Origin of the sequence: Blautia sp. RTP21359st1_E11_RTP21359_211015, assembly GCF_040910705.1 — a bacterium.
Lineage (GTDB): Bacteria > Bacillota > Clostridia > Lachnospirales > Lachnospiraceae > Blautia_A > Blautia_A fusiformis.
In genome coordinates, this window is sequence record NZ_JBDGAB010000022.1 from 18947 (window position 1) to 33130 (window position 14184).

Annotated in this window: 11 protein-coding genes; all 11 read left to right on the forward strand. The window is 39.8% G+C overall.

Features of this window, described 5'->3' with window-relative positions:
- Positions 1–77: 77 nt before the first annotated feature.
- On the forward strand, positions 78–1946 hold the full coding sequence (locus AB5026_RS09465) for a hypothetical protein (protein ID WP_368213194.1): 1869 nt from the start codon (positions 78–80) through the stop codon (positions 1944–1946).
- 62 nt (positions 1947–2008) lie between these two features.
- Positions 2009–2899, forward strand: a complete 891-nt coding sequence (locus tag AB5026_RS09470) for a hypothetical protein (RefSeq protein WP_368213195.1) — start codon at positions 2009–2011, stop codon at positions 2897–2899.
- Between the two features lie 13 nt (positions 2900–2912).
- A complete protein-coding gene (locus AB5026_RS09475; RefSeq protein WP_368213197.1) occupies positions 2913–4151 on the forward strand; it encodes a leucine-rich repeat protein in 1239 nt (412 codons plus the stop codon).
- Between the two features lie 2 nt (positions 4152–4153).
- On the forward strand, positions 4154–5230 hold the full coding sequence (locus AB5026_RS09480; protein WP_368213199.1) for a hypothetical protein: 1077 nt from the start codon (positions 4154–4156) through the stop codon (positions 5228–5230).
- Positions 5231–5357: 127 nt separating this feature from the next.
- Positions 5358–5654, forward strand: coding sequence for a hypothetical protein (locus AB5026_RS09485; RefSeq protein ID WP_368213201.1), 297 nt, complete (start codon positions 5358–5360; stop codon positions 5652–5654).
- Entirely contained in the window at positions 5617–6633 is a 1017-nt protein-coding gene (locus AB5026_RS09490; RefSeq protein ID WP_368213202.1) for a sigma-70 family RNA polymerase sigma factor, read from the forward strand. The genes AB5026_RS09485 and AB5026_RS09490 overlap by 38 nt, the downstream gene beginning before the upstream one ends.
- A gap of 1738 nt (positions 6634–8371) precedes the next feature.
- Positions 8372–9436, forward strand: coding sequence for an SPFH domain-containing protein (locus tag AB5026_RS09495; RefSeq protein ID WP_368213203.1), 1065 nt, complete (start codon positions 8372–8374; stop codon positions 9434–9436).
- Between the two features lie 158 nt (positions 9437–9594).
- Positions 9595–10449: a single-stranded DNA-binding protein gene (locus tag AB5026_RS09500; RefSeq protein WP_110102564.1), complete on the forward strand. Its 855-nt coding sequence runs from the start codon at positions 9595–9597 to the stop codon at positions 10447–10449.
- Positions 10450–10549: 100 nt separating this feature from the next.
- A complete protein-coding gene (locus AB5026_RS09505; protein WP_195656726.1) occupies positions 10550–11647 on the forward strand; it encodes a hypothetical protein in 1098 nt (365 codons plus the stop codon).
- Between the two features lie 181 nt (positions 11648–11828).
- Positions 11829–12698, forward strand: coding sequence for a hypothetical protein (locus AB5026_RS09510; RefSeq protein ID WP_368213204.1), 870 nt, complete (start codon positions 11829–11831; stop codon positions 12696–12698).
- Between the two features lie 165 nt (positions 12699–12863).
- Positions 12864–14015, forward strand: coding sequence for a hypothetical protein (locus AB5026_RS09515; RefSeq protein WP_368213205.1), 1152 nt, complete (start codon positions 12864–12866; stop codon positions 14013–14015).
- The last annotated feature ends 169 nt before the right edge of the window (positions 14016–14184 follow it).

Below are 14184 nucleotides of genomic sequence, written 5' to 3' on the forward strand. Positions count from 1 at the left end.
GATTCTTGAAATTATTTGGCATATTATCTTAGAGAAAATTAATTTTGATTTAGATAGTTTGAAAGGAGAAAGAAATAATGGCAGAAAATTATTTAATTGGGATGGCAGAGGAAATCAAATCATATATTCCCGGCACATCAAATATTGAAGAGGGGGACAGCAAGATTACGATTAATGCAGAATTAAAGACAGGCATTAAAGGTATAAGCGTTGCGATTGAGTGCGCCCCAAATACAGTAAAAATCAAAGGTACGCAGGAATATAAGTATCCTATTTCCGAAGAATCCGTAGAAGAGTTTCAGCAGGAGATGATGGAAAAATATTCCGGATGCAATGTATATGTAAGCGGCCAGGTATTTGCGTTTTCAAAGTTCTTTTCATACCAGACAGTAGAAGAAGCAGTAAAAACAACAGAAGAAATCATCGATGCGATGCAGGACGCAGTGGTGACATTTGAGAACGACTGCGTAAACTTTCTTGAAAAAGATGTTGAGGCCAAAGAGGAAGACTATAACCCGGAAGAAAACGTAAATCTTGTACACGTGGATAATGCATACCATGCGGTATCAACTACGATGCAGGATACAGAGGACTATGAGGAAGAACATCGCAAATTTGCGGAAAAAATTTTCCGTGATTTAGCAGCTGAAATTGGTGGGACATTAAATGGAAATGAAGTTATCCTCACCGACGAAAAAGAAAAAATTACAACAGACTGTATTTTTTTACCTCTGGATGCGGAGATTCTGGTTTCCGTATCTACTCCGGCAGATAATGATGCCGGCACGATATATGTTTCCTACATCAATGCAAATTATCCGGAATTGATGGCTGCTTATGACGCAGACAATGAAGTATTCAAAGTAAGAACGTATTCAAGCCCAGACAAATACGCACCGGATGAAACAAAAGAGCGCCTGGATTTATGTAGAACGGCTCTAGTTGCATGCATGAAGGAATATGAAAGAACGCTAAAAAAGAAAGATTCCGCGGACTTTGCGTCAGATGTACAGCAGATTTTGTCAGAACAGACAGCAATGGTATCTGAGCGAGAGAAGGCTGTCGCTGAGCGTGAAAATGAAATGGAACAGAAAGAAAAAGAGATGCAGAAAAAAGAGGCAGAACTACAAAAACAGGTTGCTGTATTGGAAGAAGAAAGGGCTGCACTTCAGGAGAAAATCAAATCAGAAGAGGCGAAAGTAAAAGAGCATGAAGAGGAGATGCAGAATAAAATCAAAGAATATGAGGAAAGGGATACAAAAAATATACTGAATCTGCAGCAGCTCGCAAAGCAGCTGGCTGCATTGCAGGATAGACAGAATGCCCTGGGAAAAACTGATAACGAAGCGGAAGAAGAAGTGTTCAGAATGAAGCAGAAAGTACAGCAGCTGGTAGGACAGAAGATTGCCTTGGAGAAAAAATTAACAGAAAAAATTGTCACAAAAGAATCAAAAATCAAAGAACTCTCTGATTCCATTGGAAAGAAGGACCGTGAAATCAAAAAGATTGAAAGCAATATTGAAGACATGGTCAAAAGCCAGGTAGCAGATGAAGTTAAAAAAGTAGAAGAACGCGCGGAAAGTATCCAGAAGCAGCTGGACGAAATCGGGCATATCCTGACGCCGGAGGACCTGATTTCTTATTATGAGCAGTATTCCGATGCTGAAATCAAAAAATTCCATGCCCCAAATGCAGAATTTGTTGTATACAATGACGGGGCTCTTGAAGTTAGAATCCGTATCGGAGAGACGAACTACGTTGAAGTATCAAGAAGCGCAGCGCTAAAAGACCAGATTCTGAGGAAACTTAACACAAAGTACAATGATGTCAAATTTTACAGTACAAAGGATGACAGGATTGCAGCAAGGTCATATTTCAAGAAAAATGCCGCTGCTGAAGATGTCGACGACATTGTAGCATCATTGTCTGAAAATTTCAAAAAATAATAGTACAGCCCATCGGTAATTTACTCATTACTGATGGGCACGCATAAAGGAGGAGTAGAAAAATGGACAATACAGTGATTATTTTAATCGGAGCCGGTGTTTCTTGCGTCGTGATTGGTTTCGCTCTGTTTGTTAAATTGGCAAAAATGGGCTCACAGGAAGAGAGTGAAGCATCAGGAAACAAGAAACTGCTTGCAGACGATTATGCAGAAAATTTCCAGGAATGTTTTGAAAACACTGGAAACATTGAGGACACGCTTGAACAGCTGGCTGATATTTATACTGGAAATCAGTATATGTACAACCTGATTATCAATGCCCTTAACTTCCTTAAAGAAGACCAGGGTGATTATGAGACTGCATTGGAGGGTATCAATGTTGACAGTGATACAAGCATCATGAAGATGCATAATAACGCGATAAAAAAGGCGTTAAATATAAACATTGGAAATAGAAATAACGCTCATGAAGATGCTAAAGAAAAACCGGAACGAGAAAAAGCAAGAGAGAGTCACAATAAATCAACAAAGAGCGAAGGGGACTCGGCCAATGATATCGTCTGTGAGCCAGGCCCTGCGGTTTCTGCTTTTCATGAAGGCTTAAATTCACGCCCTGAGTTCGATAACGAATCAAGTTTTGCTGACAAATTGCCGACGAATGAAGAGGATGAGTATGAAGAAGATGAGGAAGAAGACGAAGAGTATAACAGCACACAGGAACTTTTAGATAACGTTAATACTGATAAAAAGCAGGAGGCACCGAGTCTAAGAACTGGCCACAAGAGGGAAGCGCGGATTATTAATGGAGAACAGGAAATCCCCGACCGACAAAAAGTCGTCCGCGGGTCAAGTGCTCCGGTTTTAACTTCGCACATTATCAAAAAAGAAAGAAATCAGGAAATCGAAAGTGAATCTTTTGAAGATGACGACTTAGATGATTTCAAAATTGGCTAAGGAGAGGATGGAGATGGACAACAAAATAAAAGCAATCATCGCCGTTGCCGTTGTTGCAGTTGGAATGATTGGATACACACAAATATCAAAAGAAATGAACAAAGACCCTGAGATAACCGGACTGCAGGCTGAATTCGTTGGAAAGGTAGGACCGGGAGGGTCGTTATCTAAAAACATGTTTAAAGTGACTGGAACCACTGAGGCGGGTAAGGCTGTGCAGATAAATGACTTTTCTTCAAAAACAGCTACTGCTGCAAAAAACGGAGCATCTTGTGAAGTGAATATTGAGGCTCAAGGACAGTCGACGACAGTAATTGTTGACATTACAAGAGAACCGGTACTTGAAGAAAATATCGGATATCCAAATGAGAAAAGCGCAAAAGTGACATGCTATTCAAATGGAGATTTGGAATTCACAGGAAAGGGGGACATTACAAACTTCACAGCGTTTCCGTGGTCATCAAGTACATATTCCCATGTGTATATTGACGATTCACTAAAAATCGAGAATATGGACAACTGGTTTGAGGGGAATGAAAATCTGGTATACTGCGACAATCTGCCAAAAACGTTAAAGACGATGAAGAGTACATTCGCAGGATGTACGGCAATAGAGAAGACTCCTGATTATTTCCAGTGCTCGAATTTAAAAATTATGGATTATGCATTCTCTGGCTGCTCTGCATTAAAAGAAGCAGACATTATCCCGGTCAATGTGTCATCAATGAAATACACATATGCCGATTGCGTTTCACTCCAAAGCCCAATTAGTCTTGACAAAACAAGTAATCTGACGAACGTCTCTGGACTATATTCTGGGTGCACAAACCTGAGAGAGGCAACGACAATACCTGATAGTGTTATCTACATGAACGAAACATATAAAGACTGTATCAATATTAAAGAAGCAGTAAAATTTCCGAAAAGTATAGAAGAAATCAGCGCAGCATATGCAGGATGCACCGGATTGCTGACAGGAGCAACGATTCCAGAATCCGTAATAAATTTTACTGATTGTTACAATGGCTGCGAGTCCTTAAATGGCAAGTTGGAAATCAACTCAGACTCGGATTCATTTGAAGGTGTACTGATGGGGGCAACAACAAACGGTGACAAATTAAGTATATCAGGAAACTGCGGTAATCTTCTTGCAATACAAAAAAATGCTTCAAACAGTAATATCGTGATGGCTGACCCTGAAGCAGCGTCAAAACAGAACGAAAGATTAAACAGAGAGAAGGAGAGTCAATAAAAATGGTAAAAAAAATAGTTGTGTTTTTATGTTTTTTTGCTGGAGCCACATGCTTTATCTCTGCCGGTTTATACATAAACAGGCAGAATGCTGGGCTTGAGCCGCAAAAGACAGAGGAAACAGTTTCAAAGGTAAAAAGTCCAGAACTGTTATCAGAGATTGACATGACATCATATGTTTCGCTTCCAGAATCATTTTCAGACATTGACATCACAGAAGACTTGGACAATATCGAGGTCACAGATGATAATGTGCAAGATGTTATGTATGAACAGCTCGATAAAACTGCAGACCGGTTAGGTTCAGTGCAATCAGACCGTAGCGATAATATCACCCTTATTGTGGATTATACAGTAACGCAAAAAGGCAAAGTAAAAGAAGTTAAAAGTAATTTTAAAATGGCATATAGCGACAACTCGAAGATATACAGTGACGATGTCTATACTGCATTGAATAACGCTAAAAAAGGAGACACTGTAAGAGTAACGGATACAACTTTTAATGGTGTCGAAGATGCATCAGTAGACATAACGATATCTGATATTTTGAATATGCCATATCCAGTTACCGACGATTACATTCAGAACAACACAGAATACGACAGTGTGCATGATATGTGTTCCGCATTAAAAAACGATGCAAGCGGAGAGGCCAAAGAAATTGCAAGGGAACATACGATAAATTCACTGATTGATACGATGATGGAACAGACTACATTCATTCAGCTTCCGGAAAGCCTTATCCAAAGAGAGCTGGAAGTCCTCCAGAAAGATGACTCAAACGCAACATATGAACAGGCAAAGCATAGTCTTTATAAAATTTTCTTTATCGCATCGGTTATAAAGAATGATGGCGTTGCGACAAAAACGGACCTGGAAAAAAGGTATGAAAAGCTAGACAAATCGGAAAAAGAAGGACTTTCGAAATATGAAATTGAAAGAAAAAAGTACCTTTTATTTGAGGAGGATGTTGTCACCAGCATTTATAAAAAAGTTCAAATTAACAGTCAGGAAAGTTCAACAAGCAGCTCTGATGCTGCTGAAAATGATAACACTGAGGACGATAATTCAATCGAATGATTCTGAGTAACACGAAGAGCAGAGATTTATATTTCTGCTCTTTTTTTTTGCAAAAAAACGTAATCCTTCATATTGTTTTCGGCATATTAACATAGAGCACGAAAACCTGAAAAGGAGGCCGAAAAATATGCGAAAAACAATGTATTCAGCAATGAAAAATCTAGCAGAATATATTGCCGGGAACGAAAGTTATGACTTTGAAACTATCTGGAAAGAATGGGGTTCCAAATATAAACCATTAGAAGAAACCACTAAAGAATTAAAAAAGATGGGAGAAAGTTTATGTCAGATAGATAAGAGTGACATCAAATCGGTGCCGGAGAGGAGCTATCGTGAAACTATAAAAAAGATGTTAAAGCCAGAAATCAACAAGGAGGAGTTTTTTGATGGACACGTCAGTGACAAAGGTGAATGCTGCCGATAATGCTCAACTATTAGAAGAAAAGAAGGTAGTCTACAGTTCAAATGGAAAATACGACCCACAGGAGATTAATAAACTGGTCAAAGTATACCATATGGCACTTGAAGCGGGCGACAACGCAACGGTACAGGACGCATTTACGCAGATATACTATTTTATCAAAAATTACGTTTATAAAACACTTTGGGATAACTATCGCACACTTATGCAGAACAGATATCACCAGGAAGACATTGTTCAAGATGTGTGGATTAAGATTTTTTCGGAATTAAAAAATTACGACCCTGACAAAGGTGCTATCACTACGTTCATAGCGCCATGGATTCGCCATGTGGTAAGCGATTATGCAAGCAAAAATTTCAGAAAAACCTCTGTATATTATGCGAATGCCATGAAAAAAATCAATGGCGCGCAGAATTACTGCAAACAATATGGATTAAATGCAGATGACATTGAGACAATCATGAGCCTGACAGGGCTGTCAGAAGCGACCGTAAAGAATACTCTTGATTTAATGTCAAAAAAAGACAGCGTCTCATACGAAGCATTAATTGATGCGGGCGCAGACTATACAGCATCAATTAAAGGACCGGAAGAATCTGTTATTGAATCAGAATCAGAGGAAAACTTAAAAACAATCCTTAAGGATGTATTGACGGACGAAGAGCTTAATCTCTTAGAACTGTTGTTAAATCCTGAGAATTCAAGTAAAAAGCACTCCAGTTATCGCGAGATTGCAGAACAGATTCCAGGCAGTAATATTCCAAAAGTAAAACGTAAGATATCACGCATTACCACAAAGCTAAAAAATAATAAACAGTTTGCACAATTGTACCCTTATATTATCGCACAGGAAAAAGCATTGGAGGATAATTACATACCAGTCATGGGTGATGATGGAAATGAAGATGACGACATGTATGAGGAGTTCGATGACATGGACATGTCGGAAGGATGGAAAAGAACGAAAAAAAATAAGTAGCCTGTCATACAGGCTCATGATACCGCGAGCTATGCTCAGCTATGCTCGCTTGTCAGCCTCTGCGAGGCTTGGTAGCGAGCCGATGCGGCAAGGTATCATGCGTGCTCTGGTACCGACTCCGGCAAAGCCGGGGAGGTATCAAAGTTGGACGAGGGCTTTCCTCCCGTCGATGGTTTTTAAAAAAAATAAAAAAATCCGTCCGGTTCACAAATTATTCTGCATATTGATTCTGATGATACAGATGACAGCCAGGAATTTTACAAAAAGTCCTGAAGGACCTTACTGATATTGTACAAAGAAGCGAAAAAAAAAGAAATAAAAAGAGACAAGAGATTCGTGGAAATATCACGCGGTCAAATTGAATATTGAGGTGTCACCTCTACCAAGAGGACGTTAATTATTGTTTTTTTGCATAAAGATAAAGAGAGGAAAAACAAAATCAGCAAAAATGATAAAAAAACGTGATGAGAACGAGACATATGCTGCAGTAATGCAGAGCAAGGACCAATCTGGTTACTAAAACAACGTTAAGTGTTGCCGAGCGGCAAAAGTCGAGCAGGGAGCGGAAAAAATAGTTTGGTCTTAGACTATCCGATGACCTAAGGGGGTGCAGTGCGTTGCAAGCCCTTTGCCTAATACGTAGTTGTATGCGTAAGATGCGAAAGCACGGGTGAAAACCTGGTTAAGAGTAGGACGCGGGGGAGTTTGTGGATAACGGAATCCGCGGGAATAAAGACAAACTGTATATACAGTTGATGTAATAAAACCGCAGCAGGAGGAAGTGAAGCACAGATGCACAGGCAGCTTGCGGGCTGCCGGGACCTGTAGGATGATGGAAACATCATGGCGTGTGGGATGTGCCATAGATTGTACAGAAGAAATGTATAATTTAGACTACGCCAAAATCAGCACGGCTGATTTGAACTGCAGGGTTGCGCTTTCCGATAAACTCTTCGATAAGTTTTTCGATGAGTGCGACTGCTATCTAAGACCGTCATGATGTGAAGCGACCGATTCCGACGGGCTACATAAAATCTGAGCAGAATGGCATAGCGTTCTCCTTCTTCCGCGCAGACGCATACCATTATAGGGAGAGTCTGCGCTTTTTCGCAAGGAGAAACTATGTCAATCTGCTCAGCTCCCTCCTCCTCTGGGCTGCATGGCGGCCTTTGGCCGCCTTTCAAAACGTAAGGTTACGAAATATAAATTTACTTTTTTCAAAGTGTAACGTTGAGATGGCAACTGGGAATGCAGCCCATTAACGAAGGGTGTGATTTATCCGGTAAAGCGACATCACGCATCGTAATAACACTCAACATGTCAAAACTTTTAGAATATATGAATCACGCCCGCACTAACGAAAGAAAAAAACTGAGACAAGACATGTACACTGCAAAATCTTTATATATCTGGAACGCGAAGATACTGAATATCACGATATATATGAATTTTAAGAAAACTTATAGGATATCCAGTATCGGAGCGGATAGAACCTTCCGCGATTTTGCAGTGTACATGTCTTGTCTCGAGGTCAGAGTAATCGGCTTGCCGATTAGGATGACCTCCATGTTTTTTATATACGTTTTTCATATACAAATACACTGTTCTTCCAAATATTTATCATATTGTACATAGAGACCCGGGACACAAACAACGTGCTTGCGACAACTGGCCATTGTATCAACACTTTAAATTCCTGTTTCGGTTATCGGCAACAAAACACACAGGAGGATAAAATATGTTTTTTGTTATAGTTATTCTAGTAATAATCATTGTATTCCTGGCGAACCAGATACGTATCGTCCCTCAGCAGGCATGCTACATTATTGAGCGCCTTGGAAAATACAGCACAACGTGGGAGGCTGGCCTGCATGTGAAAGTTCCAGTCATTGATAAGATTGTAAAGAAAATCTCCATCAAGGAACAGGTGTACGATTTTCCGCCACAGGATGTTATCACAAAAGATAACGTCACAATTAGTATCGATTCTGTCGTGTATGCAAGTGTTTTCGACCCAAAATTGTATACATATGGGATTGAGAAACCTATCACTGGTTTACAGAATTTGACAGCCACGACTCTCAGAAGTATTATTGGCGCCATGGAATTAGACCAGACACTGTCTTCGAGAGCAGATATCAACCGCCAGATGCAGGATGTGCTTGATGAAGCAACTGATGAATGGGGTATTAAGGTATCACGCGTGGAGGTCAAAAATATCAAGCCACCGAAAGAGATTGAAGAGGTCATGACAAAGCAGATGAGGGCTGAAAGAGAAAGACGCCAGACCGTATTGGAAGCACAGGCACATAAAGAATCTGTAGTATCCAGGGCAGAAGGTGATAAGCAGGCGAAACTGCTTGACGCAGAAGCTGAGAGAGACGCAAAAATTGCTCTTGCGAAAGGCCAGGCGGAGGCTATCAGGCTTGTATATGAAGCAGAAGCAGAAGGACTTAGAAGGCTTGCGGAGTCAGGCGTAAATGAAAATATTTTACGTTTAAAATCTATTGAGGCGATGAAGGATGTGGCCGATGGCCGGGCTACAAAAATCTTTATCCCAAATAATCTGGCAGAAGGTGTCGGGCCTGCAACGATTGCCGGCGAGGCTTTTTGGGGAGCAACAAAGGAACCTAAAAAGGAATTCTCAAATGCCGAAGCGGAAAAAATCCGAAAAGAAAGATGCGTCAAAAAGACGGTATCTGAGGATGCCTGCATGAAAACACCAAGGACGAAAGTAAGTATGCAGTCGGCGATGACTAATGCGGGAATGGTCCATGATATGCATAAGGACGAAACTGACTGACAGGCGCTGCAATAGACAAAAAAAATAAGAAAAAGGTACATCGTAGCATTTCGCGATGTACCTTTTTTATTTTATTTTGCATATTGGAGAATAGAGAAAAGAAAAAAAAGACTCTCTAAAAGAAAGAAAACTATAGAAAAAAAAGAGGAGGAAAAAATATGGCAAGACATAATTATGTGAGTGTTCTTGCACTGGTACGAAAGGAACCAAAATTCAAAGACACAGTTGACGGAAGAGCCGGAATCGTTGGTCTTACAACGATTATGAGTGGAAGAGAGTACGACAAGGCTACAAGCGGTTATCAATTAAACAGTGTTTCTTTTTGTGCCAGAACACAGGAAAAAGAAATCCTTGATGTGATGGATACATTGCAGTTATGGGATGTTGTAAAAATGACAGGATTTTTAGCAACAAGAGAAAAAGATAAAAAAGCGGAGTGTCCGTTTTGCAATGCGGTCAACCGAAGAGTTGATGCATGCGTAAGAAATGGAAAGCCAAAATCCGGTGGTAATGAGATTTTTGTATATCCAATTACGCTAAGAGTAGAGGAGAAGTTTGAAACAGAGCAGGCGGCGTACGAGTATCTGCATGCAAACGAAGAGGATGCAAACCGTGTGTTTGTACTTGGTAATTTAACAAACTCTCCTATCCACGGGGAGCTGCAGGGAGGACGAAAGCCGTATACAAGATTCCAGCTGGCTATCAACCGTAAGTATTGCCCAAAGGGCGGAAATGAAATGTACGAAAGGACAGACTATCCGTGGGTGTATTCTTATGGCGACAAATCTATCGAAGATTACCAGAATCTTGAAAAAGGTGCCCTCGTATTTGTAGATGGTGCCCTGCAGGCAAGAAAATTTAAAGAACAGTACACCTGTGGAGTATGCGGCGAAGAGTATGACGTAAGGGGAAGGACACTAGAAGTCCTTTCATACGATACAGAATATCTTAGACTTCCGAACCTGGCTCCGGATGACGAAGAAGACGATGATGAGAACGAAGATTCAGAGTAACTATATGAGGCAGCGGCATGAACTCCGCTGCTTTTTTGATGAAACGAAAAACATTCATATTAAATGTGAAACAAAAACAAATAAGAAAGGGGAAATTAATTTGAGAACATTTAATATGGAAGGCCTGAAAGATTTATGGGAAGACTATTCTTCTGCAATAAAATCGACAAAGATTGATTTTAAAAAAGCAAAAATCTATCAGGCAAAGGAAATAAAAACAGGAGGGCTGGAAATGCTGGTCACATCCGTAAGTACTGGAAAACAGGAGACGATTTTTGAACAATTGCCTGATAAAATGTGCTATATCATCAATAAATCCGAGTGCTTTTATGAGATTGACGGAATACGCTATATCCCAAGCCGTGAAGTAAACAGCAGAACGCTGAACGATTACAGCCGCAAGAATATTGTTGATGACTGTATGAACAAAGGAAAAACAAAAGAACCTCCTATAACGGTAAATCATTTCTCATCACCGGACACATTGAAAACACTGGCCGGAAGATTAAGGCGGACAGATGAGCTTATCGGTATTCATTATAAACCGGTCCGTGCCAGAAAAAAAGTATATGCACGGCTTGTTGGGCTAAAATCTATGAATGGTGAGAATCAGATTTCTGCGGTAGAGATTGCTAGATGTCTATATAATAAATGCGGAAGGAGTATGCTGTTTGAGTCTGCATACCTAGAGCAGATAAAAAGACAACCAGCATTAAGCTTTACTTTTAGATGCAAACCTGCCCGGTTGCGTTCCGACGGAATCCCGGTATGTATTTTGTTCCAGGATACATTATCTGGGAGAAAGAGCATGCGCGTCGATTTTGCAGTAAAGATTGATAACAGGCTGTATATCCTTGACAGTATGGAAGTTAACCATCGTACTAAGATGTCCGGAGACGAGATTGCCGATAATATCATTAAACGATTCGAAGTATGTTATACGGCAGATTTAAATCTAAATATTACAGCAAATGATATCATTAAAAACGTGCTGCAAAAAGGACTTGTTCCAAAAAAAGCAGAAGAGAGGTTTGTAACTTATATGTCATCTATTAACACTGATACGCCAATCGCTATGGCTTCAGATGTAATAAAGACAGGGATATTTAATATAAAAAACAAAAAGCATACAAGCAGCGGATATGACGGCGGAAAGCGTCGCTATGAGTTGGAGTTAGGGCGCGCTCTGATAAGATAATGTTTTCAAAAAATATAAGACCGGGGAGATGTCTCCGGTTTCTTTTTTTGGCATACTAATTTTAATCTCTGCACTCAGTCTTACGGCTTCGCTTGTCATTTGCTGCGCAAATTGGTAACGAATCCGGCAGAGCTGGTGGGGTATCGAGATAAACGCATAAGAAGGTATGGAGGAATAAGGTATGGCATTTATGACAGAAACGGCAAAATATGAAACAAAAAATGTGGAAAATATGATTAGAGGCTCTCGTAATATTACTTTTTTGAATATATTTAGCGTAGGTAAAGAAATCCTGCGTATCGAAGCAGAAACCTATTATGTGGAAGATGTTCTTGAGAATGGCGATGTTATTAATATAATCGGAAAATTCATTGCAAACTCTGACCCTTGTGCCAAATTGAACATCGTTTGTAAAGATGAAAGAAAGAGAAGACCGGAAACATTAAGAAAAGTTGGAGTAACGCTTGAAGAATTAAGAAATGGTATGGAAAAGAAGGAAATGACAAGAGCTGTGTCTGATTATTTTATAAAATATGACGGGATTATAGTTTCTTGCAAACCATATTCTATTATTTCGATGCTGAATAATGATATCATTGAATCCAAGTATAAATCTATTGATAATTCATATTTTGATATAAAAAGAATGGCTAAAAAGTGCGGTGAAAATTTTACAGATAAGAACAGCCTGGAAAATCTAAAAGAAACATTTATAGACTGCACCGGAAGTTACCGCAGGATGAAAAAGATGGAACAAAATAAAAAGGCCTGTGTTGTAAACTATGCGTATTTTTGGCAGAGTTCGTATCGAAACTATGCAGAATGGATTTTTTGCGATACTTCGATTGGGAAGATTTATTATGACACGTTGACTGAGAAATGGGGGATTACAAAAAAAGAGGAAAAAGAAAATGGGCTGCGTATCGAAAGTGTTGATACTTTTGATGTAAAAAAACAATTGATGGATAAATATAGAGTGAATAGCATGATGGAACTTAAAAATCTGCTCAAAGAAAAAGCAGAAGAAAGAGAAAAAAGAATGGCAGTCTGATATCTGGAAATGAGTCCGGTAAATCCGGGAAGTCAGTAACAAAGGACAGAAGTCTCAGGCTGGAGATGCTGCTCTGGTGTTTTTTAGCGACAATCAAATTTGGCATATTAAAGATGCTAAACAAAATATAGCTAAAATAGCTAAAAAAAGAAAGGAAAAAATATTATGAAATTTAAAACAGACTATGAGACATTTAGAGGAGCAATCGCAACAATTGGAAAAGCTGTAAAGAAAAACGGTATCAACGAAATGGCCGTTGTTAAGATGGAGGTAAAAGGAAATATCCTGGAATTATCTACAAATGGTAATATTGGATGCATCGTCCAGGTTGAATTGACAGATGGAGAAGATGGAGAGTTTGTCGTGTCATTTTCAGAACTTAACATCTTTAGTCTTAGAAAGTGCACCGGAAAAATCTCTGCATCATCAAGTGATGATGGCAACGCTATGACCATGATGTACAGAGACGGAAATGCCAAGACTGTACTCACAAGAGTTGATGTTGTATTTAATGACGTAGCAAAGCCTGAAAAAGATACACCGAAGGTTGCGCTTCCGTTTGCAACATTAAAGAAAATGGTTGCAGAAACAATTTTTGCTGCAAGCCGTGAGGAGACAAATGCAGGGTATGGCGTACATCTGAATATCCGTGAAGATGAGGACGGGCTGCTGGCTCTTACGATTACATGCCTTGATGGCTTACGCGTGGCTCAGCGAACTGCATATGCTGTCAAGAATGGAGACTACACCGGAACTGTGATTGTTCCGCCTGAGCAGTTTAAGACAATGATTGACATTGTAGATGCATCAGATGATGATGCTAATATCGATATTACTATCGATAGCGGAAAATTATATATGGATTACAGTAAAAAGCATGTGTGCATTCCGGTCCTGGATAAAAAATATCCGGCCGTACAGCGAATGATTGACGGAGAAATCGGAAAAGACGCTTGCAAATTCTCTATCACAATTGACAAGAGAGACTTTATTGAATCCATCTCCTGTGTTCAGTATGTACTTCAGGAGACCGGGGCATCTGGAGTGAACTCATCAGCGATGCTGAAATTCAAAGAAAAAGAACTCGAGATTGGAGGAATCGGTCTTTCTCAGTATGGAGAAAAGATTGAGGCTGAGACAGTCGGAGAAGTTCCAGAGCCTGCTTATTTTAACCCGGATTTTCTGAAAGAAGCAGCAAGCATTTATCCTAAGGACAAAATTACAATCGGAGTGATTGAACCGAAAGCGCCAATCTGGATGTGCTGTGGGGACAGTAACGAATATGTTTACTGTGTGCTTCCAAGAAAACGCGAATAAGATAAAAATAGAAAAGTTAACATAATAAAAAAGCAAGAGGGCTGCCCTCTTGCTTTTTTAATCTTGCACGCTTTGTGAACCTCTCGGAAATTGATAACTCCCCGGCTTTGCCGGAGTCGTTACCAGAATAAATATGAATTACCGAGTATCCGAAGACACCAGGTAAAAC